The organism is Stappia sp. TSB10P1A (genome assembly GCF_900185725.1).
GTDB lineage: Bacteria > Pseudomonadota > Alphaproteobacteria > Rhizobiales > Stappiaceae > Stappia.
The window spans coordinates 191,971-214,319 of sequence record NZ_FYAU01000016.1 but is presented as its reverse complement, the minus strand read 5'-3'; the positions used below and the strand labels follow the sequence as shown (position 1 = coordinate 214,319).

At 68.7% G+C, this 22,349-nt stretch carries 21 protein-coding genes; 16 read left to right on the top strand and 5 right to left on the bottom strand.

Features of this window, described 5'->3' with window-relative positions; all coding sequences use genetic code 11:
- Positions 1-243: 243 nt before the first annotated feature.
- Positions 244-828, top strand: coding sequence for a DUF6101 family protein (locus TSB10P1A_RS05930; RefSeq protein WP_208987019.1), 585 nt, complete (start codon positions 244-246; stop codon positions 826-828).
- A 17-nt stretch (positions 829-845) separates the two neighbouring features.
- Here the strand turns inward: TSB10P1A_RS05930 and ubiA are convergent, their stop codons facing one another.
- A complete protein-coding gene (ubiA, locus tag TSB10P1A_RS05925; RefSeq protein ID WP_186386977.1) occupies positions 846-1,790 on the bottom strand; it encodes a 4-hydroxybenzoate octaprenyltransferase in 945 nt (314 codons plus the stop codon).
- 135 nt (positions 1,791-1,925) lie between these two features.
- Between ubiA and purD the strand changes: the two genes are divergently transcribed.
- Together purD and TSB10P1A_RS05915 are read left to right on the top strand one after the other, a co-directional pair.
- Positions 1,926-3,212, top strand: a complete 1,287-nt coding sequence (purD, locus tag TSB10P1A_RS05920; protein ID WP_186386976.1) for a phosphoribosylamine--glycine ligase — start codon at positions 1,926-1,928, stop codon at positions 3,210-3,212.
- 166 nt (positions 3,213-3,378) lie between these two features.
- Positions 3,379-4,308, top strand: coding sequence for an alpha/beta hydrolase (locus TSB10P1A_RS05915; RefSeq protein ID WP_244293000.1), 930 nt, complete (start codon positions 3,379-3,381; stop codon positions 4,306-4,308).
- A gap of 1,202 nt (positions 4,309-5,510) precedes the next feature.
- Here TSB10P1A_RS05915 and tldD read toward each other — a convergent pair.
- Positions 5,511-6,935, bottom strand: coding sequence for a metalloprotease TldD (gene tldD, locus TSB10P1A_RS05910; RefSeq protein WP_186386975.1), 1,425 nt, complete (start codon positions 6,933-6,935; stop codon positions 5,511-5,513).
- Positions 6,936-7,174: 239 nt separating this feature from the next.
- Here tldD and TSB10P1A_RS05905 point away from each other — a divergent pair, with 239 nt between their 5' ends.
- Complete coding sequence (locus TSB10P1A_RS05905; RefSeq protein ID WP_186386974.1) at positions 7,175-7,480, top strand: hypothetical protein; 306 nt, start codon at positions 7,175-7,177, stop codon at positions 7,478-7,480.
- Positions 7,481-7,591: 111 nt separating this feature from the next.
- On the opposite strand, the gene TSB10P1A_RS05900 is transcribed toward TSB10P1A_RS05905, so the two are convergent.
- The gene (locus TSB10P1A_RS05900; protein ID WP_244292999.1) at positions 7,592-8,122 is read right to left on the bottom strand and encodes an invasion associated locus B family protein; all 531 of its coding nucleotides are present in this window, start codon (positions 8,120-8,122) and stop codon (positions 7,592-7,594) included.
- A 677-nt stretch (positions 8,123-8,799) separates the two neighbouring features.
- Here TSB10P1A_RS05900 and coxB point away from each other — a divergent pair.
- From coxB to TSB10P1A_RS05855, 9 genes are all read left to right on the top strand, one after another.
- Positions 8,800-9,723, top strand: coding sequence for a cytochrome c oxidase subunit II (gene coxB / locus TSB10P1A_RS05895; protein ID WP_371515072.1), 924 nt, complete (start codon positions 8,800-8,802; stop codon positions 9,721-9,723).
- 123 nt (positions 9,724-9,846) lie between these two features.
- A complete protein-coding gene (gene ctaD, locus TSB10P1A_RS05890; RefSeq protein ID WP_186386973.1) occupies positions 9,847-11,445 on the top strand; it encodes a cytochrome c oxidase subunit I in 1,599 nt (532 codons plus the stop codon).
- 153 nt (positions 11,446-11,598) lie between these two features.
- A complete protein-coding gene (locus TSB10P1A_RS05885; RefSeq protein ID WP_186386972.1) occupies positions 11,599-12,546 on the top strand; it encodes a heme o synthase in 948 nt (315 codons plus the stop codon).
- A complete protein-coding gene (locus TSB10P1A_RS05880; protein ID WP_186386971.1) occupies positions 12,543-12,701 on the top strand; it encodes a hypothetical protein in 159 nt (52 codons plus the stop codon). The genes TSB10P1A_RS05885 and TSB10P1A_RS05880 overlap by 4 nt, the downstream gene beginning before the upstream one ends.
- 28 nt (positions 12,702-12,729) lie before the next feature.
- Complete coding sequence (locus tag TSB10P1A_RS05875) at positions 12,730-13,407, top strand: cytochrome c oxidase assembly protein (RefSeq protein ID WP_186386970.1); 678 nt, start codon at positions 12,730-12,732, stop codon at positions 13,405-13,407.
- Between the two features lie 51 nt (positions 13,408-13,458).
- Positions 13,459-14,319 (top strand): cytochrome c oxidase subunit 3, encoded by an 861-nt coding sequence (locus tag TSB10P1A_RS05870; protein WP_186386969.1) that lies wholly within the window; start codon positions 13,459-13,461, stop codon positions 14,317-14,319.
- Positions 14,320-14,334: 15 nt separating this feature from the next.
- Positions 14,335-14,877, top strand: a complete 543-nt coding sequence (locus TSB10P1A_RS05865; protein ID WP_186386968.1) for a murein L,D-transpeptidase family protein — start codon at positions 14,335-14,337, stop codon at positions 14,875-14,877.
- Positions 14,878-14,921: 44 nt separating this feature from the next.
- On the top strand, positions 14,922-15,311 hold the full coding sequence (locus tag TSB10P1A_RS05860) for a DUF983 domain-containing protein (protein WP_186386967.1): 390 nt from the start codon (positions 14,922-14,924) through the stop codon (positions 15,309-15,311).
- Positions 15,301-16,074 (top strand): SURF1 family protein, encoded by a 774-nt coding sequence (locus TSB10P1A_RS05855; protein ID WP_208987018.1) that lies wholly within the window; start codon positions 15,301-15,303, stop codon positions 16,072-16,074. Before TSB10P1A_RS05860 ends, TSB10P1A_RS05855 begins: the two co-directional genes overlap by 11 nt.
- A gap of 716 nt (positions 16,075-16,790) precedes the next feature.
- Here TSB10P1A_RS05855 and TSB10P1A_RS05850 read toward each other — a convergent pair.
- Complete coding sequence (locus tag TSB10P1A_RS05850; protein ID WP_186386966.1) at positions 16,791-17,276, bottom strand: peroxiredoxin; 486 nt, start codon at positions 17,274-17,276, stop codon at positions 16,791-16,793.
- A gap of 117 nt (positions 17,277-17,393) precedes the next feature.
- Positions 17,394-18,338, bottom strand: coding sequence for a protein-disulfide reductase DsbD domain-containing protein (locus TSB10P1A_RS05845; protein WP_186386965.1), 945 nt, complete (start codon positions 18,336-18,338; stop codon positions 17,394-17,396).
- A gap of 418 nt (positions 18,339-18,756) precedes the next feature.
- On the opposite strand from TSB10P1A_RS05845, the gene TSB10P1A_RS05840 reads away from it, so the two are divergent.
- The 3 genes from TSB10P1A_RS05840 to TSB10P1A_RS05830 all read left to right on the top strand — a co-directional run bounded on the left by TSB10P1A_RS05840 (position 18,757) and on the right by TSB10P1A_RS05830 (position 22,341).
- Positions 18,757-19,356: a YqgE/AlgH family protein gene (locus tag TSB10P1A_RS05840; protein WP_186386964.1), complete on the top strand. Its 600-nt coding sequence runs from the start codon at positions 18,757-18,759 to the stop codon at positions 19,354-19,356.
- Between the two features lie 280 nt (positions 19,357-19,636).
- The gene (thrC, locus tag TSB10P1A_RS05835; protein WP_186386963.1) at positions 19,637-21,046 is read left to right on the top strand and encodes a threonine synthase; all 1,410 of its coding nucleotides are present in this window, start codon (positions 19,637-19,639) and stop codon (positions 21,044-21,046) included.
- Positions 21,046-22,341, top strand: coding sequence for a pitrilysin family protein (locus tag TSB10P1A_RS05830; RefSeq protein WP_186386962.1), 1,296 nt, complete (start codon positions 21,046-21,048; stop codon positions 22,339-22,341). Before thrC ends, TSB10P1A_RS05830 begins: the two co-directional genes overlap by 1 nt.
- Positions 22,342-22,349: the final 8 nt, after the last annotated feature.

The window sequence follows — 22,349 nt, the reverse complement described above, 5'->3', positions numbered from 1 at the left end:
CGTGATCCTTGCGGGGGAGGCGGTCCGCTGAACGGTCGGTGGCGACCGTAGTGCCGGGGCCGCGCTTCGGCAAGCCGGTCGCGGAGGCGGTTCAGGTTTTGTTTGCCGTATTCGGTGACCAATCCCTAACCCTGGTTGCAACGGAAAATCGTTAACCGTGCTTGTTAAGCGGTTTGGGACGCCTGCCTGCTAGTGTGAACCCATCAGAGGCCAGACAAAAACAGTGGCCCGATGGAGAGCGAATTGAGCCGTCAAACAGCACATCAGGACGCCACTGCAACGGGATCGGGCCGCACCGCGCGGCTCGATCCCTCGCAGATGCCGCATCGCTTCGCGGCGCGCGGCACGGCCTGCGAGCCGACGCAACTCGACGTCTATATCGACCGCCAGCAGGTCATCGTCAAACGCCGGCTCGCCGGCCTGCCGCTGACCCTTGCCCAGCCGGTCGCCGTCTTCCTCGGCGTCTTCGCCGAGGTCACGCCCGGCGAGGCGCCGGGCACGCTGAAGGCCCGCATCGGCCTGATGCACCGCGATCCGGCCATGTCCATCGAACTGGCCAGCGACGACCGTCTCGAAGGGCTTGCCGAAGACTGGTGCGCCTGGGGCGAGGCCCTCGGCCTGCCGCTGCTCCTGGTCGAGCCGGACGGCAGCGTCAGCCGCATCGACGGTCCCGGCCATTCGGGGCGCTCGCCGATGGCGCCGGCCCGCCGCCGCGTCGCCGCGCTGACTGCGCGCCGGCCGCGCTTCCTGCTGCGCCGCAAGCCGGGCAGCCGCTCGCAGACCCCCGCCGTCCATCGCGGCGAGCGCGAGATGATCGCCCGCAACTGACTGAAAACAATCCGCTTTTAAAGAAGTGCCTGGACCATCGCGTCCAGCACCAGGCCGGCGAACAGGATCCAGCCATAGCTCGTGTTGGAGCGGAACAGCTTCAGGCACTGGTCCGGGTCGTCGATGTCGAGTCGGACGATCTGCCAGACCAGATGGGCAAGGCCGATGGCAAGGCCGAGGAACGCGGCCGGCCCCGCATCCACCCCGGCCAGCGCCAGCGCGAACAGCACCGTCGCCCCGCCGTAAAGGGCGGCGAGCGCCGGCTTTGTCCACGCCCCGAACAGGCGCGCGGTCGAGCGCACGCCGACCAGCGCGTCGTCCTCCTTGTCCTGATGCGCGTAGATCGTATCGTAGCCGATCGTCCACAGGATGCCGCCGCAATAGAGCGCCACCGCCGGCCAGTCGAGACGGCCGAACGCCGCCGCCCAGCCCATCAGCGCGCCCCAGGAAAAGGCAAGGCCGAGAAAGAGCTGCGGCCAGTTGGTCACCCGTTTCATGAACGGATAGACGGCGACCACCGCCAGCGAGGCGATGCCGAGCAGGATGGCGAAGCCATTGAACTGCACCAGCACGGCAAGCCCGACCAGCGCCTGCAGCAGCAGGAAGGTCTTGGCCTGCATCCGCGTCACCTGGCCGGAGGGGAGGGGCCGCGAGCGGGTCCGCGCGACCTTGTCGTCGATGTCCTGGTCGACCAGGTCGTTATAGGTGCAGCCGGCGCCGCGCATGGCGATGGCGCCGATCAGGAACAGCGCCAGATGCCAGGGGTCGGGAAAGGCCCGGCCGCCGGCTATCCCCGCAAGCGCGGCCGACCACCAGCACGGCCACAGCAGCAGCCACCAGCCGATCGGCCGCTCCCAGCGCGCCAGTCTCGCATAGGGCCGCAGCCATTCCGGCGCCCGCGTGTCGACCCAATGTCCCCGTACGGCATCCGCCACCCGGCCCGCGATCGTGTCGTTTTGCATCGCCTCACCTGTCGGCTATCCAGCGCGACGTGATACCGCCTTTGCCGCGCCGTTGAAAGAGCGGGGCTTGTCTGCAGTGCCAGCGCAGGCTAGGAGGCGGCAATCCTTGAATCCTCGCGACGGGGTGAGCGACAGATGAATATCCTCCTGATCGGATCCGGCGGCCGCGAACACGCCCTGGCCTGGGCCATCGCCAACTCGCCGCTGACCGGCCGCCTCCACGTCGCCCCCGGCAATGCCGGCATCGCTGAGGAGGCGACCTGTGTCGCGCTCGACACCTCCGACCCTTCGGCCGTCGTCGCCTATTGCCGCGATCAGGAGATCGGCCTCGTCGTCGTCGGGCCGGAGGGACCGCTGGTCGCCGGCCTTGTCGACGAGCTGATGGACGCCGGCATCAAGACCTTCGGCCCGCGCAAGGCACCGGCGAGCCTGGAGGGCTCGAAGGGCTTCACCAAGGACCTTTGTACCCGTGCGGCGATCCCCACCGCCGCCTATGGCCGCTTCACGGATGCTGCTGCTGCCAAGGCCTATGTCGCCAGGGTCGGCGCCCCCATCGTCGTCAAGGCGGACGGGCTCGCCGCCGGCAAGGGCGTCGTCGTGGCGATGACCGAGGCCGAGGCGCTTGCCGCGATAGATGCCTGTTTCGACGGAGAATTCGGCGCTGCCGGCGCCGAGGTCGTGGTCGAGGAATTCCTGGAAGGCGAGGAGGCGAGCCTCTTCGTGCTGTCCGACGGCCGCAACGTGCTGCCGCTCGCCAGCGCCCAGGACCACAAGCGCGTGGGCGAGGGCGATACCGGCCCGAACACCGGCGGCATGGGCGCCTATTCCCCCGCGCCGGTGATGACGCAGGAACTCACTGCGCGCGCCATGCGCGAGATCGTCGAGCCGACCGTGGCGACGCTGGCAAGCGAGGGAACGCCCTTCGTCGGCGTGCTCTATGCCGGGTTGATGATCACCAAGGACGGCCCGAAGCTGATCGAATACAACGTCCGCTTCGGCGATCCGGAGTGCCAGGTGCTGATGATGCGGCTCAAGGACGACATCGTCACCCTGATGCTCGCCTGCATCGACGGGACGCTCGACACGGTCGGCGCGCGCTGGCGCGACGAGGTGGCGCTGACCGTGGTGCTGGCCGCGAACGGCTACCCCGGCATCTACGACAAGGGCACGGTTATCCACGGTCTGGAGGGTCTCGAAGGCGACCCCGCGCTCAAGGTCTTCCATGCCGGAACGCGGCGCGACGACGACGGCCGGCTGCTCGCCAATGGCGGGCGCGTGCTCAACGTCACGGCGCTCGGCCGCACCGTCGCGGAAGCCCGCGAGCGCGCCTATGCCGCCATCGAACGCATTGATTGGCCTGAAGGTTTTTGCCGCCGCGACATCGGCTGGCGGGCGGTCGCGCGCGAGGACGGCACGGCCTGAGGGCGGTTTTTCGGCGGTGGCAGAATTTCGAGACGGATTTTGCGAAATTCCGTCTCGAAATCCGCAAATTTTGAGAATCGCCTCTCAAAATCGCCGATTGCGCCGGACGGCCGCAGGCGCTTCAATCGCGCCCGAGCAGGTTCCGCGAGGAGGGCCTGCCGACCGGATGGCGCGGGAGGCTGCGATGCAGGGCGGCGACGATCTCTTTCCAGGCTTCGCGGCGGGGATATCCCGCGGCGAGGGCGTGGACATCTTCTATCGCATCGGTGGCGGCAAGGGCCCCCCGCTGCTGCTGCTGCACGGTTATCCCCAGACCCATGCGATGTGGCACACTGTTGCCGGCGATCTTGCGCGCCACTTCACCGTCGTCGTCGCGGATCTGCGCGGCTATGGCCGCTCCAGCGCGCCGGAGGGCGATGCGGACCATCACCTTTACTCCAAACGCGCGATGGCGGCCGACATGGTTGCGGTCATGGCCGGGCTCGGTCACGACAGCTTCATGGTCGCCGGCCACGACCGGGGCGGGCGGGTCGGCTACCGGATGGCGCTCGATCACCCCGACAAGGTGCGGCGGCTCGCCGTGCTCGACATCCTGCCGACCTACGACTACTGGCAGAACATGGACTGGCGCTACGGCATGGCCATCTATCACTGGCTGTTCCTCGCCCAGCCGAAGCCGCTGCCCGAACGGCTGATCAGTGGTGCCCCCGACTTCTATCTCGACCACACGCTGGCGAGCTGGACGGCGCGCAAGGACCTGACCGCCTTCGATCCCAGGGCGCTTGCCGACTACCGGGCCTCCTTCGCCCAGCCGGCCCGCCAGCACGCGGCCTGCGAAGACTACCGGGCCGGCGCGACCATCGACATGGCGCTCGACAGTGCCGACCGCGAGGCGGGCCGCAAGATCGCCTGCCCGCTGCTGACGCTCTATGGCAACGGGGGTCTCGCACAAAAGACCGCGACCCCGGTCGAGACCTGGTCGCGCTGGGCGAACGACGTGCGCGGGCACGGCGTCGATGCCGGCCATTTCCTGCCTGAGGAGGCCCCGGCGGCAACGCTCGCCGCGCTGCTGCCGTTCTTTTTGGAGGAGGCGTGATCGCGTTCTTTTGACGAGGTGGCGAGGACACCGGACCCCCTCCTGACGTCATCCCGCACGCAAGCCCCTCCTTCGTCATCCCGCACGCAGCGAAGCGGAGATGCGGGATCGGAGAGCCGGGGGCGTATGAGGTGCGCTCCGGAAAAATGCCACGGCCGTCGTGGCTCGCCGGTCCCGGGTCGCGCTTCGCTTGCCCGGGATGACGCCCGAGAGGGTGGAGCGAGGGCGGGGCGGCGGCGCGCGCGTCCCGCCTCACGCCGGCCGGGGTTGCCAATGGATCCCGGTTCTGCGCTGCGCTGGACCGGGATGACGTCCGAGAGGGAGGCAGCGCCTTGCATCCTCTCTGTCGTCATGCTGCACGCAAGCCCCTCCTGCGTCATCCCGCACGCAGCGCAGCGGAGATGCGGGATCGGAGAGCCGGGGGCGTATGAGGTGCGCTCTTAAAAAAATGCCACGACCGTCGTGGCTCGCCGATCCCGGGTCGGCGCTCGTGCGCCGTCCGGGAAGACGCCGGAGGGGGAGGAGCGGGGCTGGGGTGGCTGCGAGAGGGTCTTCCGTCACATGCCGGCCGGGGTTGCCAATGGTTCCCGGTTCTGCGGCTGCGCCTGCGACCGGGATGACGTCCGAGAGGGAGGCAGCGCCTTGCATCCTCTCTGTCGTCATGCTGCACGCAAGCCCCTCCTGCGTCATCCCGCACGCAGCGAAGCGGAGATGCGGGATCGGAGAGCCGGGGGGGCGTATGAGGTGCGCTCTTAAAAAAATGCCACGACCGTCGTGGCTCGCCGATCCCGGGTCGGCGCTCGTGCGCCGTCCGGGAAGACGCCGGAGGGGGAGGAGCGGGGCTGGGGTGGCTGCGAGAGGGTCTTCCGTCACATGCCGGCCGGGGTTGCCAATGGTTCCCGGTTCTGCGCTGCGCTGGACCGGGATGACGTCCGAGAGGGAGGCAGCGCCTTGCATCCTCTCTGTCGTCATGCTGCACGCAAGCCCCTCCTGTCGTCATCCCGCACGCAGCGAAGCGGAGATGCGGGATCGGAGAGCCGAGAGCCTGTCGGCAGCGCTCCCGAAAGACACCACGACCGTCGTGGCTCGCCGATCCCGGCTCGGCGCTCGTGCGCCGTCCGGGAAGACGCCGGAGAGGGCGGGGCGAGGGGCTTCAAGGAAGCGGCGGTGCGCCCCACCCGCCGCCAACTGAGGCCCCCGCCTCAGACCGCGGTGCCGCCGATGGTCATCTTGTTGATGCGCAGGGTCGGCTGGCCGACGCCGACCGGCACGCCCTGGCCCTGCTTGCCGCAGGTGCCGATGCCGGGATCGAGCGCCAGGTCGTTGCCGATGGCCTCGACCCGCGTCAGCGCGTCCGGCCCGTTGCCGATCAGCATGGCGCCCTTGATCGGCGCGCCGATGCGCCCGTTCTCGATGCGGTAGGCCTCGGTACAGGAGAAGACGAACTTGCCGCTGGTGATGTCGACCTGGCCGCCGCCGAAGGAGACGGCAAAGATGCCGTCCTTGACGCCTTCCAGGATCTCGGCCGGGTCGCGGTCGCCGGCCAGCATCACCGTGTTGGTCATCCGCGGCATCGGAATATGGGCGAAGGACTGGCGCCGGCCGTTGCCGGTCGGGGCGACGCCCATCAGCCGGGCGTTCTGCCGGTCCTGCATATAGCCGGTGAGAATGCCGTCCTCGATCAGCACGGTGCGCCCGCTCGGCGTGCCCTCGTCATCGACGGTGAGCGAGCCGCGCCGCCCGCCGATGGTGCCGTCGTCGACGATGGTGACGCCCTTGGAGGCGACGCGCTGGCCCATCAACCCGGCAAAGGCGGAGGTCTTCTTGCGGTTGAAGTCGCCCTCCAGCCCGTGGCCGACCGCCTCGTGCAGCAGGATGCCGGGCCAGCCGGGGCCCAGCACCACGTCGAAGCTGCCGGCCGGAGCGGGCACGGCTTCGAGATTGACCAGCGCCTGGCGCAGCGCCTCGTCGACGGCATGCTTCCAGCTCTCCTCGGTCAGGAAGGCCTCGACCATGTCGCGCCCGCCGAAGCCGTGCGAGCCGCTTTCCTGCCGGCTGCCGTCGCCGGCGACCACCGAGACGCCGAAGCGCACCAGGGGGCGCACGTCGCGCACCCTATGCCCGTCGGCGCGCAGGATCTCCACCACCTGCCAGGAACTGGCGAGCGAGACGCTGACCTGCCGCACCCTGGGATCGCGGGCCCGGGCAAAGGCATCGATCCGCTGCAGCAGCGCGACCTTGTCGGCGAAGACCGGCGAGGCGATCGGGTTGCCGTCGCCGTAGAGCTTGGCGTTGGTGCGGGGCGGGGCCTCCGCATAGGTGCCCGAATGGCCGGAGGCGACGGCCGAGACCGCATCGGCGGCGCGCTCGAGCGCGGCAACGGAGATCTCGCCGGAATGAGCGTAGCCGGCCGCCTCGCCGGCCACGGCGCGCAGGCCGAAGCCGCGGCTGGTGTCGTAATTGGCGCCCTTCAGCCGGCCGTTGTCGAAGACGAGGCTCTCCGACTGCCGGTATTCGAGAAAGAGCTCGCCGTCGTCGGCGCCCTTGAGAGCGCGGGCGAGCACGCTGCGCGCCTGCTCCTCGCTCAGGCCGGCACCGGCAATCAGGTCGGTCGTCGCATCGCTCATCGGTCGTATCCCGCGAAAGAGGGTGTGTGAGGAGAAACTAGGGGTTCGGGCGGCGCTTGCACAGTCCCGGCGGCGTGTGGCAGCGCGCCGGCCGCCGGTCACGCCGGTCACGCCGGTCGCCGCAAGCGCCCTTCCTGTGATGTTCAGCACGTGCGCGCGCCGGAACAGGGCCTATCTGTTTCCATGCAGGCAGATGAAAACCTCTGCCGGAAAATGGAAAGAGATAGAAAGGAAATAACATGAAGAAAATGACCATGGCGATGACGCTCGCGCTGGCGATGGGTATTGCCACGCCCATGGTTTCGACGCAGGCGATGGCCGGCAATGCCGGAAAGTCGCTCGGCGATTGCTACAATCACGTGATCTCGGCCTGCAACAAGAAGAAGAACACCGACGCCGCCCATGCCTGCGCCAATTCCGGCATGAATGCCTGCGACAAGCAGCATCGCGCCTCGATGAGCCAGATTCCGGGCGCGACCCTGCAGGCGATGCGCAGCGCGACCCTGCGCCAGGTGGCGACGACGCGGACGATCACGACGCGCTGAGCGCGCGCCGGACCGAAAGAGCGGCCGACCGGGACGCCGGCGGCCGCTTTTCGATGTCTGTTGGCCGATATGTATACGGCCGATGTCAGCTCTGGCGGAGCGCGCGCCCGCTCACGGCAGGGCGGCGAAGCCTTCCGAGAAGCCGGTCAGCGAGATCGGGATGCCGATGCCTTCCTCCGGCGTCTGGAAGATGACGAAAGTGGCGGCACTGCCGGTCTGCATCTTCTCGATCAGGTCGTCCTGCATCACCACCTCGACGATGCAGCCGTTCGGCAGGCAGCGCACGAAGCCGGCGCGCCCGACATCGGCATCGTCGACGCGCAGGCCGAGGCCCATCGGTAGCAGCACGCCGAGCGGCGCCAGCACCCGCAAAAGGCGCGACTGCTTGTCGGCGGTCTTCAGCACGATGACGGAGAGGCCGACATTCTCGCGGTCGTCGGCGGTGACGTTCTGGATCAGCGCGCATTGCTCTTCCTGCGCGCCGGCCGGCGTGTCGCAGCGCATCTGCCAGTCGCCATGCACGGAGCGGACCGCGCCCTGGGCATGGGCGAGCGGGGCGGCCACGACATTGGCCAGAACGGTGGCCACAAGGGCGAGAACGGCCGCGAGGCGGAACGTGATCGGCTTGGACAAGACAGGCACGGGCGAGACTCCGTAGGTTCGCAGCGGTACAATTCCCTGGCCGGTTTCCCGGTTGTTCGGTTTCCCGATCTTTCGGTTCCCGGTCTTCGCGTGATCCGGGCGGCGCCTGTCCCGCGGGACGCTGGCAGCGGCCACGATCAGGGCTCGGCGATCCTCGCCTGATTCGCGCAAAACAGCGCACGAACCGCTTTGTCGGCCCTGGAAAGGTCGATTTCAAGGCGAAACCGCCCGGCCGTCCCCGCTTTCGCGAAAGTCGTCAGTCGAAGCGGCCCGAACGGCACCGCCGGAAGGGTGGCGAGGAATTGGCCGGAATTTGGGCATTCACGAAACTACTGGATTGCGCAACGCGCCAGCTTATGGTTTTTCAGGCCGACTTTGACATCGATCAAACCGGGGTCAATTCGCCCTTGCGGCGTTTTGACGCCCCTTCCGGCCACGCCGACATGCGATAGGCTAGCGGCGGCAGGCGCCGGAGAGGATGCCCCGGAAAGAGGATGGACCCGGAAACGGATCAGCAGGCCGGCCCGCGAGGCAGGCCTGCCGGGACCGGATCGGCGGGACCGGAATGACGGGACCGACAGGACGGGGCGCCGGGGCACGGCGCGGCGTCGTTTGAGACAGGACATGGATTCCGCTAAGGCGAAGTCGGCCGGCGGGATCAGGAAGGGAGCACGGACGTGACAGGACTGGTCAAGCGTCTGACGAAGATTGCGGCGGCGGCGCTCGCCCCGCTCGCCTTTGCCGGTGCGGCGTCGGCCGCCCAGCCGACACCCTGGCAGATGGGCTTCCAGCCCGCCGCCACGGAAGTGATGGAAGACATCACCTGGTTCAGCGATTTCACGCTGGTGATCATCACGATCATCACCCTCTTCGTGCTGGCCCTCTTGGTGTGGTGCATCCTGCGCTTCAACTCCAAGGCCAACCCGACGCCGTCGCGGACCTCCCACAACACCCTGATCGAGGTGGTGTGGACGCTGGTCCCGATCCTGGTGCTGGTGATGATCGCCATTCCCTCGTTCCGCCTGCTCTACAAGCAGATCGAGATTCCCGAATACGACATGACCATCAAGGTGACCGGCTACCAGTGGTACTGGGGCTACGAATACACCGACGAGGGCATGGAGAACGTCGTCTTCGAATCGATCATGCTGCGCGAGGACGCCGAGCGCGCCGAGCGTGCCGCCGAGTTCGGCCGGCCGATCGAGGAGTATCCGCGCCTGCTCGCCGTCGACAACGAGGTGATCGTGCCGGTCGGCAAGACCGTCCGCCTGCAGATCACCGCCGCCGACGTGATGCATTCCTTCGCCATGCCGGCCTTCGGCGTGAAGATGGACGCGATCCCCGGCCGCCTGAACGAGACCTGGTTCAACGCCAAGCAGACCGGCATCTTCTACGGCCAGTGCTCTGAGCTTTGCGGCAAGGACCACGCCTTCATGCCGATCGCCATCCGGGTGGTCGAGGAGGCGCAGTACGAGGCCTGGGCGGAAGCCGCCAAGGAGAACGTCGAGGAGGCGACCCGCCAGTTGATGGCGACGCTGGAAAAGCCGGCCGGCACCGCCGCCGCTCCGGTCTCCGGTTCGCTGGCCGTCGCCGCGCGCTGATCATGCAAGGCGTGCGAGGGCTTCTCCCCGCACGCCGCCGGATTCGGATCGGATCGGGATCGCGCCGGGCTTGTCCCCGGTCGCCCGGGCCGAGGTAAAATTCTCTAACGAGGGAGCTGGAAGATGGCCACTGCGGCGCATGCCCACGGCGATCAGGACCGTCCTACGGGATGGACGCGCTGGGTCTATTCGACCAACCACAAGGATATCGGTGTCCTCTATCTGATCTTCGCGATCATGGCGGGCATCATCGGCGGCGCGCTCAGCGTCGGCATTCGCCTTGAGCTGCAAGAGCCGGGCATGCAGTATTTCACCGATCCGCACACGTTCAACGTGTTCACCACCGCGCATGGCCTGATCATGATCTTCTTCATGGTGATGCCGGCGCTGATCGGCGGCTTTGCCAACTATTTCGTGCCGATCATGATCGGGGCGCCGGACATGGCGTTCCCGCGGATGAACAACATCTCGTTCTGGCTGCTGCCGCCGGCCTTTCTGCTGCTGCTGCTGTCGCTGTTCGTCGAAGGTCCTCCGGGCGCCTATGGCGTGGGCGGCGGCTGGACGATCTATCCGCCGCTGTCGACCTCCGGCCAGCCCGGACCGGCGATGGACCTGGCGATCCTGGCGCTGCACGTGGCCGGCGCCTCGTCGATCCTCGGCGCGATCAACTTCATCACCACCATCTTCAACATGCGCGCCCCGGGCATGACGCTGCACAAGATGCCGCTGTTCGCCTGGTCGGTGCTGGTGACCGCCTTCCTGCTGGTGCTGTCGCTGCCGGTCCTGGCCGGCGCCATCACCATGCTGCTGACGGACCGCAACTTCGGCACGACCTTCTTCGACCCGGCCGGCGGCGGTGACCCGATCCTGTTCCAGCACCTGTTCTGGTTCTTCGGTCATCCGGAGGTGTACATCCTGATCCTGCCGGCCTTCGGCATCGTCAGCCACATCATCTCCACCTTCGCCCGCAAGCCGATCTTCGGCTATCTCGGCATGGCCTATGCCATGGTCGCGATCGGCGTCGTCGGCTTCATCGTGTGGGCGCACCACATGTACACCGTCGGCCTCGACGTCGACACGCAGGCCTATTTCGTCGCGGCGACCATGGTCATCGCGGTGCCGACCGGCGTGAAGATCTTCTCGTGGATCGCCACCATGTGGCAGGGCTCGATCTCCTTCCGCACGCCGATGCTGTGGGCGGTGGGCTTCATCTTCCTGTTCACCGTCGGCGGCGTGACCGGCGTGCAGCTCGCCAATGCCGGTCTCGACCGGGCGATGCACGACACCTATTACGTGGTCGCGCATTTCCACTACGTGCTGTCGCTGGGGGCCGTGTTCGGCATCTTCGGAGCCTGGTACTACTGGTTCCCCAAGATGTTCGGCTACATGTACAACGAGACCATCGGCAAGGCCCATTTCTGGATCACCTTCGTCGGCGTGAACCTCGTGTTCTTCCCGCAGCACTTCCTGGGCATGGCCGGCATGCCGCGCCGCTATGTCGACTATCCGGACGCGATGGCCGGCTGGAACGCGGTGTCGTCCTACGGCTCCTACATCTCGGCCTTCGCCGTGCTGGTGTTCCTCTACGGCATCTTCGAGGCCTTCGCCAAGAAGCGCCAGGCCGCCGACAACCCGTGGGGCGAGGGCGCGACGACGCTGGAATGGACCCTGTCCTCGCCGCCGCCGTACCACCAGTTCGAGACGCTGCCGCGCATCCGCTGATCGCGCCAGCTCACGCAAGACAGGCCGCGCCGGCACCCCGGCGCGGCCGCCCCAACAGACGCCCAGGCAGACAGGCCGAACGGGCGTGCCAAACAGACGCTTGAGAGACCGCTCCGCGAGGGCGGGACGCACGAGACAGAACCGGGAAGACACATGTCGCTCGCAGATTACCAGGACCGCAGGCTCGAGACCGCCGCCCATGGCGGACAGGGCGATGTCGGCGACTACCTGGCGCTGCTGAAGCCGCGGGTGATGTCGCTCGTCATCTTCACCGCGCTGGTCGGGCTCTTGATCGCCCCCGGCGGCATCCATCCCGTGCTCGGCGCCGTCGCGATCCTGTGCATCGCCGTCGGGGCCGGCGCCTCGGGCGCGCTGAACATGTGGTACGACGCCGACATCGACGCGATCATGTCGCGCACCGCCCGCCGCCCGATCCCGGCCGGCAAGGTCACGGGCGAGGAGGCGCTGGCCTTCGGCCTGACGCTCGCCGCCTTCTCGGTGCTGGTGCTCGGCCTTGCCGTCAACTGGCTGGCCGCCGGCCTCTTGGCCTTCACCATCTTCTTCTATGCCGTCGTCTACACGATGTGGCTGAAGCGCTCGACGCCGCAGAACATCGTCATCGGCGGCGCCGCCGGCGCCTTCCCCCCGATGATCGGCTGGGCCGCCGTCACCGGCACCGTGTCGGTGGAAAGCATCGTCCTGTTCCTGATCATCTTCATGTGGACGCCGCCGCATTTCTGGGCGCTGTCGCTGTTCAAGCGCGGCGACTACGAGGCCGCCCGCGTGCCGATGCTGCCCGTCGTCGCTGGCGAGGATGCGACGCGTACGCAGATCCTGGTCTATTCCGTGCTGCTGGCGCCGATCGGCGTCGCCCCGGCGCTGCTGGGCTTTGCCTCGCTCGCCTATGGCGTTGCCGCCGCCGCGCTCGGGATCGCCTTCGTCTGGTATGCCGTCCGCGTCCATGCCAGGCGCGAGGGCGATGCCGCGCGCAAGGCGGCGGTGCGGCTGTTCGCCTTCTCGCTGGTCTACCTGTTCCTGATCTTCGCGCTGCTGCTCGCCGACAGCATCGCCGCGCGGCTGATCGCGGGAGGCTGGCTGTGAGCGACGACGACGGCATCCGCCCGACGGAAGAGCAGAAGCGGCGCCAGCGCAAGCGCTCGATCGCCATCGGCCTGACCATCGCCGGGCTGATCCTGCTGTTCTACGTGATCACGCTGGTCAAGATGGGACCGGCCGTGCTCAATCGTCCCTTGTGACGGATCCAGGAGAGGAAAGGACGCCCGCATGACGCGAGAGACCGACATCTCCGGCACCGATACCGCCGGTATCGAGACGTCCGACGCCGCGCGGGCGCGCGCGGCCAATCTTGCGGCGGGGGATCTCGCCCGCAAGAACCGGCGGATCGCGGTGGCGGTGCTCGGCGCCGTGGCGATGATGACCGGCGCCGCCTATGCCGCCGTGCCTCTGTATGAGCTGTTCTGCCAGGTCACCGGCTATGGCGGCACCACCCAGCGCGCCGACGCGCCGACCGGCACGATCATCGACCGCACGATCACCGTGCGCTTCGACGGCAACGTCAATTCGGCCCTGCCCTGGTCCTTCGGCCCGCAGCAGCGCTCGATCACCCTGCGCATGGGCGAGAGCCGGCAGACCGCCTATGTGGCGACCAACCGCTCCGCCGCGCCGACCGTCGGCACCTCGGTGTTCAACGTGACGCCGTTCGAGGCCGGCATCTATTTCAACAAGCTGGAATGCTTCTGCTTCACCGAGCAGCCGCTCGCTGCCGGCGAGTCCGTCGAGATGCCGGTGGTGTTCTTCGTCGATCCGGCGATGGACGACGACAAGAGCCTGAAGCATGTCAAGGAGATCACGCTCTCCTACACCTTCTACCCTGCAAAGGGACCTGAAACGCCGGTGGCAGCGGCCCCTGCCGTGACGCCGGATCCAAGCAACCGCATGTGAGTGCGCAGGCCCGCCCGACGGCGGCATGACTATAATCGGGGGAGTGTACCCATGGCGCATGCCAAGAACCACGACTACCACATCGTCGATCCGAGCCCCTGGCCGTTCCTCGGCGGCATCGGCGCCTTCATCATGGCGCTCGGCGCGGTCGGCCTGTTCCGCTACACCCAGGGCAACGACTTCCTGCTGTTCGGCATGGATCTGTCCGGCTGGGGCATCTTCGCCGTCGGCACGCTGCTCGTGCTCTATGTGATGTTCGGCTGGTGGCGCGACACCATCCGCGAATCGCTGGCCGGCGACCACACCCCGGTGGTGCAGCTTCACCTGCGCTACGGCATGCTGCTGTTCATCGCCTCGGAGGTGATGTTCTTCGTCGCCTGGTTCTGGGCCTTCTTCGACGCCTCGCTGTTCACCGGCGAAGCGGCGCAGTTCGCCCGTGTCGAGGCGACCGGCGGCGTCTGGCCGCCGGTGGGCATCGAGACCTTCGATCCCTGGCACCTGCCGCTGCTCAACACGTTGATCCTGCTGACCTCCGGCACCACGGTGACCTGGGCGCACCACGCCCTGCTGCACAACGACCGCGAGGGGCTGAAGTGGGGCCTGACGCTGACGGTGCTGCTCGGCGTGCTGTTCTCGATCGTCCAGGCCTATGAGTACAGCCATGCGGCCTTCGGCTTCTCCGGCTCGATCTATGGCGCGACCTTCTACATGGCGACCGGCTTCCACGGCTTCCATGTCATCGTCGGCACCATCTTCCTGGTGGTCTGCCTGATCCGCGCCTCGATCGGCCAGTTCACCCCGCAGAAGCATTTCGGCTTCGAGGCGGCGGCCTGGTACTGGCACTTCGTCGACGTGGTCTGGCTGTTCCTGTTCGTCTCGATCTATGTCTGGGCGGCCGGTCCGGGCCACTGACGGAAGGCTGACGCCATGCGCCTCCGCATCATCGCGGCGGCCCTGATCCTGTCCGCGGCGGCTGGCGTCGCCGCGGACGCCGCTTTCGCCGGCGCGCCGGTGCCAGCCGAGAAAGTCTCGGTCCAGACAGGTCCGGTCGAGACGGTCCTCGTCGAAAAGGCCGAGCGCCGCCTGCACCTGGTCGATGCGGCCGGTACGGTGCTGAAGAGCTACACGATCGCGCTCGGCCGCGACCCGGTCGGTCCCAAGCAGCGCGAGGGCGACGGGCGCACGCCGGAAGGGCGCTACACCATCGACTGGCGCAACCCGCAAAGCGCCTATCACCTGTCGCTGCACATCTCCTATCCGGACGCGGCCGATCGCCGGCGGGCCGCCGAGCGCGGCGAGGAGCCGGGCGGGATGATCATGATCCACGGCCTGCGCAACGGGCTCGGCTGGCTCGGCGCGCTGCATCACTATGCCGACTGGACCGACGGCTGCATTGCCGTCACCAACGAGGAAATCGAGGAGATCTGGCGTCTCGTCCCCAACGGCACGCCGATCGAGATCCGTCCCTGACCCCATTCCGGGGCCGGGAAAACTGCGCCAGGAGCGCGATGCAGATGAGTGAGCCGACTGTCGACCGCGCGCATTATCCGCCGCAGGATCCGCTGCGCACCGGCCTTGCCGGGCGCTGCCCGCGCTGCGGCCAGGGCCGCCTGTTCAAGGGCTATCTGGCGACGCGGCCGGCCTGCTCCAATTGCGGGCTGAGCTTCGACTTCGCCGACAGCGGCGACGGGCCGGCGGTGTTCATCATCATGATCGTCGGCTTCATCGTCGTCGGCCTGGCGCTGGCGGTCGAGGTGTCGATGCGCCCGCCGATCTGGCTGCACATGATGCTGTGGCTGCCGCTGACCCTCATTCTCGGCCTCGGGATGCTGCGTCCGCTCAAGGGGCTGATGATCGCCCAGCAATACAGGCACAGCGCGCAGGAGGGACGGGTTGACGAGTAACGCGTCCAGCCCGCCCGCACGCCGCCGCCTGCTGCTGCCGGGCCTCGTCGCCTTCATCGTGTTCTGCGCGCTGATGGCGCTCGGCACCTGGCAGGTCCTGCGGCTGCAATGGAAGCTCGCCCTGATCGAGCGGGTCGAGGAGCGCGTCGGCCTTGCTCCGGTCGATCTGCCCGGTCCGCAGGCGTGGGCCGGGCTCGACGACGACGCCTGGGACTACCGGCCCGTGCGGCTTTCCGGCCGCTTTCTTGACGGCGAGGTCTATTACTATCTGGCGCTCACCGAACCGCGCGGACCCCTCGGCGGGCCGGGCTATCTGGTCTATGCGCCGTTCCGCACCGATGCGGGCCCCGTGGTGATGGTCAATCGCGGCTTCGTGCCCGATGCCCGCCGCCTGCCGGAGAGCCGGCCGGGCAGCGAGCCGCCGGGAGGAGAGGCGGAGATCACCGGCCTGTGGCGGCGCGACGAGCGCGGCAACATGTTCACGCTGGACGCGGACCCGAAGACGCGGGTCTGGTTCGTGCGCGAGGCGCCGAAGATGGCGGCCTCGCTCGGCATCGACGATGCGCCGCTCGCCCCCTTCAGCGTCGACCTCAGGGCCGAGGCGACGCCCGAGGGCGGCTTGCCGCAGGCGGGCGAGACGATCGTCTCCTTCCGCAACAACCACCTGCAATACGCGGTCACCTGGTACGGGCTCGGCCTGGTGCTGATCGGCGTGTTCATCGCCTTCGCCCGCAGCGAGACGCGCCGCCCGCCGCAGGCGTAGGGGCGGTGTGACGGCTGTGGGGATGCGAGCCTTTGCCAACCTCGCGAGCTGTTGTCTCAGCCGTGCCTCCCACGCCTCTCGCTCCGCCCTCTAGGTCGTCTTCCCGGGCGAGCATCGCGAGACCCGGGATCGGCGAGCCACAGCGGTCGTGGGTCGTTCGGGAGTGCCGTCGTGAGGCCCTCGGCTCTCCGGTCCCGGCTCGGCGCTGACGCGCCGTCCGGGAGGACGCAAGGAGGGACACACGCCTCCCGCAACCGCTCTGGGAACGAATGGGCACCGGGTCGCGCTAGCGCGCGCCCGGTGTGACGGCCGAGAGGATGCGAGGCCGTGCCTCTTTCTCAGGCCGTCGTCCCGGACGAGGCCGAAGGCCGACGATCCGGGACCGGGGAGGCACGGCGGTTGTGGGGACGTTCGGGTGCGCGCCCCATAGGCTCTCGGCTCTCCGGTCCCGCATCTGCGCTTCGCTGCGTGCGGGATGACGCTGGGGAGGGGCCGAGCATTCTCGCACCCGCTCTGGCAGCCAATAGGCCCCGGCTCTGCGCTTGCGCGCGGCCGGGGTGACCACCTGTGGGGATGCGAAGCCGTGCTTCTCTCTCAGGACGTCATCCCGGCCGCAGGCGAAGCCGGAGAGCCGGGAACCATTGGCACCCTCGGTCGGCGTGAGGCAGGCGAGAGCCCCGGCCGGAGCGCGAAAGGCTCCGGCCGAGGATGCAGGATCAGAGCGCGGCGAGGATGCCGGCGGCGCCCGAGATCTCGGCCTTGCCCGGCATGTCCTCGATGTTGAGGGCCGTGACCTTGCCGTCCTTGACGATCATCGCATAGCGCTTGGAGCGGATGCCGAGGCCGGCGCCCGTGGCGTCGAGATCCAGGCCGATCGCCTTGGCGAAGTCGGCGCTGCCGTCGGCGAGGAAGGTGATCTTGTCCGCGGCGCCGGTGGCCTTGGCCCAGGCGCTCATCACGAAGACGTCGTTGACCGAGACGACGGCGATCTCGTCGACGCCCTTCGACAGGATCGTGTCGGCCTGCTCGAGGAAGCCGGGCAGGTGGTTGTTGTGGCAGGTCGGCGTGAAGGCGCCGGGAACGGCGAAGAGCACCACGGTGCGGCCGCCGAAGAGCTCGGCGCTGCTGCGTTCCGCCGGGCCGTCGGCGGTCATGATCTTGAACTTGGTCTCGGGCAGCGTGTCGCCAACCTGGATCGTCATGGTCTGAAATCTCCCGGAAAATGAGCAAGGAAGCGTCCCGGCGCGGCAGGACGCCGCACCGTGTCCGCCTGAGACATAGGGTGTTCGCGCGCGTCCGTCGAGCGGGGAACCGGGTTTTCAGTTGCCGGCCGGCGGCAGGTCGATGCGGTGCTCCACCGCGCTGGATCCCTCCACCAGCGTCAGCGCCAGCGGGCGGGTGCCGTCGCCATTGGCGGCAAGGCCGGTCGCCGGCAGGGCGAAGCGCGCGAACCGGCCGTTGCGCTCCAGCAACCTCGGCACGCCGTTGTAGGAGCCGTCGGCCCCTTCGGCGAACAGATCGACCGGCGCGTCGGGCGAGGCGAGCTCGGCGGTGATGACGAAGGTCTCCTGGGGCGCCTTCTGGGGTGCCTTGCCCTCGGCCGGGGCGAGCTGCCGGTGCTCGATGCCGGCAATGCGCGGCGGCGCCTCGTCCTGCGGCCGCGGCAGGGCGGCCCTTGCGGCGGAAATCGCGAGGCGGGCGGCAAAATCCGGCCCGCCTTCGGCCAGCGGCAGTTCGAGGCTCGCCTCGCCGGGCACGCAGATCTCCCGGCAGATGCCGAAGCTGACATGCGCCCGCAGCACCGGGGCGGTCTCGCCGGCCGCCGGCACAAGGTCGATCGGCAGCACGATGCGGTCGTGATAGACGAGCGAGGTGGCGTAAGGGTCGGAATAGCGCGCCGGCGGGGGAAAGCGCAGCCGCGCGAGGGCAAGGCCGGACGAGGCGCCGAAATCCGCCGAGGTCGGAATGCCGGCCTCGCCGGGAAAGCGCCAATAGGTGTGCCAGCCCTCGTCCAGGCGGATCTCCAGCGCCGCGTCGCCGAACGGCGAGGCCGCGTCGCCGGGGCCGGTGGAGACGAGACGGACCTCGGCCGCCCCGGCCTTTACCCACGGGCTCTCGCCGGCCTCGGCGCGGACGGCAAAGGCGCCCTGCGCGAGCATCAAGGCCAGCGCCAGACGGAGGGCGCGCGCGCGGCAGGGCGCGCGGCGGCCGGCGCTGAGGCTCTTGAAAGGATTGGCGAAAACTGTCCTGCGCTGCGCGACCATCGCTGCGACCTGCTCCAACTGCCCGGCCTTATACGGCACCCGTCCGGCGCCGCCCGTCCGGCTTGCGCGGAGCGGCAGTCTTGGCGCAAATCGCCTCGCGGGTCCACTGGCGCGGCACCACATCTGCGTGATCGGGGGGACGGCGGCAGTTAACATGGGGCGGCGCAGGGCGTAAGATGGAGCGGTGCCCGCGACGCGGCGCCGGCCCCTCCCAGGCCGGCCTTGCGCGCGGGCGCGGGACCGCCCTTGCTGCCAGAGGGAACCTGAGGGCGGGCCCCGAGGGCGGACCCTGAGGACGGGCCCCGAGGGCGGACCCTGAGGACGGGCCCCGAGGGCGAGACCGGAACGACGCACTGGACCGACAGACTGAAACGACAGACTGGAACGACGCACTGGAACAACAGGCAGGAACGACGGCATGAGAAGCGATGACCTCGGTCGCACCTCCCTTGCGGGGCAGTTGCTGATCGCAATGCCGCGGATGGCGGACGAGCGGTTCGCGCATTCCGTGATCTATCTGTGCGCCCATTCGGCGGAAGGGGCGATGGGCATCATCGTCAACCAGCGGGCGCCGAGCCTCAGCTTTCCCGAACTGCTGCGCCAGCTCGACATCATCCCCGACGATCAGAACATCCGCCTGCCGGCGCCGGCGAACCGCATGCAGGTGCATCGCGGCGGGCCGGTGGAGACCGGGCGCGGCTTCGTGCTGCATTCGGGCGACTTCGTCATCGCCAACTCGACGATGGCCGTGCAGGACGGCATCTGCCTGACGGCGACGCTTGACATCCTGCGCGCCATCGCCGAGGGGCGCGGACCCCGGCAGGCGATGCTGGCGCTCGGCTATGCCGGCTGGGGCGCCGGCCAGTTGGAGGCGGAAATCCAGGAAAACGGCTGGATCACCGGCCCGGCCGACGAGGCCATCGTCTTCGACGCCGCGCTCGACAGCAAGTGGGACCGGGCGCTCGCCAAGATCGGTATCGCGCCTGGCATGCTGTCCAGCGAAGCCGGCCACGCCTGAGCGCAGCTTTCTGCGCTTCCGGTGCTCACGTAGCTGTATGTACGCTGCGCTCCGGTTCTCGAAAGCCACGCTATCCGGCGCGCCGGGAGCGGGTTTGCCTGGGGCGCGCGCCGGTGCCCGGAACGCGCATTCCTGCCGGCAAAGCATCCGGCTTGCCCGCACCCCGGTCGGGGAGATAGGGTGCGCGGATGTGACCGCGCCTCGAACCCGCGGACGGGCGAGGCGCCCTGCGCGGCCGGCGCTGGCTGCCGGGGCAGGACTTCTGGAGGATATCGCCACCGTGAAATATGTCAGTACGAGGGGCGAGGCGCCGGTTCTCGGATTTGCCGATGTGCTTCTGACCGGGCTCGCCGCCGATGGCGGCCTCTATGTTCCCGAAACCTGGCCGCGACTGTCGCGCGAGACCATTGCCGGCTTTGCCGGGCGTCCCTATCGGGAAGTCGCGCAGGCGGTGATCGAGCCCTTTGTCGGCGACGACATCGCCCGCGAGGATCTTTCCGCGATGATCCGCGAGGCCTATGCGGGCTTTCGCCACCCGGCGGTGACGCCCCTGGTGCAGGTGGCGCCGAACCGCTTCGTGCTGGAACTGTTCCACGGCCCGACGCTTGCCTTCAAGGACGTGGCGATGCAGTTGCTGGGCCGGATGATGGACCATGTGCTGGCCGCCCGCGGCAAGCGCGCCACCATCGTCGGCGCCACCTCGGGCGACACCGGCGGGGCGGCGATCGAGGCGTTTCGCGGCCGCGAGCGCACCGACGTGTTCATCCTGTTCCCGGACGGGCGCGTTTCCGACGTGCAGCGCCGGCAGATGACGACGCCCACGGAAGCCAATGTCCATTCGCTGGCGCTTTCCGGCACGTTCGACGACTGCCAGACGATCCTCAAGGGCATGTTCACCCATGCCGCCTTCCGCGAGCGGGTGCAGCTTGCCGGCGTCAACTCGATCAACTGGGCCCGCATCGTCGCGCAGGTGGTCTATTATTTCGTTGCCGGCGCCGCGCTCGGCGCGCCGCACCGCCCGGTCTCCTTCACCGTGCCGACCGGCAATTTCGGCGATATCCTCGCCGGCTATGTCGCCGCCAAGATGGGCCTGCCGGTCGAGCGGCTGGTGATCGCCACCAATGCCAACGACATCCTCGCCCGCACGCTGGAGACCGGCGCCTACGAGACCCGCGGCGTGGTGCCGACGACCTCGCCGTCGATGGACATCCAGATCTCGTCCAACTTCGAGCGGCTGCTGTTCGAGGTGCACGGACGCGACGGCGGCGAGATCCGCTCGCTGATGGCGCGGCTCGGCCAGTCCGGCCGCTTCGAACTGGCGGAAGGGCCGCTCAAGGCGATCCGCGAGGGCTTCGATGCCGGGCGCTGCGGCGAGGCGGAGACGGCCGCGACCATCGAGCGGACGCTGCGCGAGACCGGCTACCTGCTCGACCCGCACACGGCGATCGGCCTGCATGTCGCCGAGCAACAGGGGGAGGGCGCCGCGCCGATGGTGGTGCTGGCGACGGCGCATCCGGCGAAGTTCCCCGATGCGGTGGAGGCGGCCTGCGGCGTACGCCCGGCGCTGCCGCCGGAGCTGGAGCCGATGATGAGCGCGCCCGAGCGCTTTACGAAGGTGGCGGCCGAACGGGGTGCGGTGGAACGGCATGTCCTCGACACGGCGCGCGCGGCGACGATGGAGGTGTCGTGATGCAGGTGCGGGTAACGAGGCTGGCCAATGGCCTCAGGGTCGTGACCGACACCATGGCGCATCTGCGCACCGCCGCGCTCGGCGTCTGGGTGGGGGCGGGCTCGCGCTCCGAACTGCCGGAGCAGAACGGCATCACCCATCTGCTGGAACACATGGCGTTCAAGGGCACGGCGACGCGCTCGGCCCGCCAGATCGCCGAGGAGATCGAGGCGGTCGGCGGCGAGCTCAACGCTTCAACCAGCGTCGAGCACACCAACTACCATGCCCGCGTGCTGGCGGAGGACGTGCCGCTGGCGGTCGAGCTGCTCGCCGACATCCTGCAGAATTCCAGCTTCGACGCCGAGGAACTGGCGCGCGAGAAGCACGTCATCCTGCAGGAGATCGGTGCCGCCCACGACACGCCCGACGACAAGGTGTTCGACCAGTTCCAGGAGACGGCCTGGGCGCGGCAGGCGATCGGCCGGCCGATCCTCGGCACCCGCGAGACGGTGATGTCGTTCTCGCCCGAGGACCTGCGCGCCTACCTTGCTGAGCACTACCGGGCCGACAACATGGTGCTGGCGGCGGCCGGCGCGGTCGATCACGACGCGGTGGTGGCGCTGGCACAGCAGCATTTCGGCGCCCTCGCCGGCACGCCGGGCGCGGCGCCGGCGCCGGCCCGCTACACCGGCGGCAGCACGCTGCTGGAACGCGAGCTGATGGAGGTGCAACTGGTCCTCGGCTTCGAGGGCGTGCCCTACCGGGCGCCGGACTATTATTCCACCCAGGTGCTGGCCTCGGTGATGGGCGGGGGCATGTCCTCGCGCCTGTTCCAGGAGATCCGCGAGAAGCGCGGCCTGTGCTACGCGATCTATGCGTTTCACTGGGCGTTCCAGGACACCGGCCTGTTCGGCATCCACGCGGCCACCGGCGAGGAGGATATCGGCGAACTGTTCCCCGTGCTCGTCGACGAACTCGGCCGCGCCGCGCAGGACATCGAGCAGGCGGATATCGACCGCTCGAAGGCGCAGATCCGCGCCGGCCTGATGATGTCGCTGGAAAGCCCGGCCGCCCGCGCCGGCCAGATCGCCCGCCAGTTGATGATCCATGGCGAGGTGCTGTCGCTGGAGGAGATCCAGGCGCGCATCGGCGCGGTGACGCTGGAGACGGTGCGCAATGCCGCCGCCAAGACCTTCGCCGGAACGCCGAGCCTGTCGGTGGTCGGGCCGAAGACGAGCGGCCTGCCGCTGGCCCTCGATGCGGCGGCGGTGGCCGAGCGGCTGGGCCACCGGCCGGCCCGCGCCGTCGGCGCCTGAGACCCGCG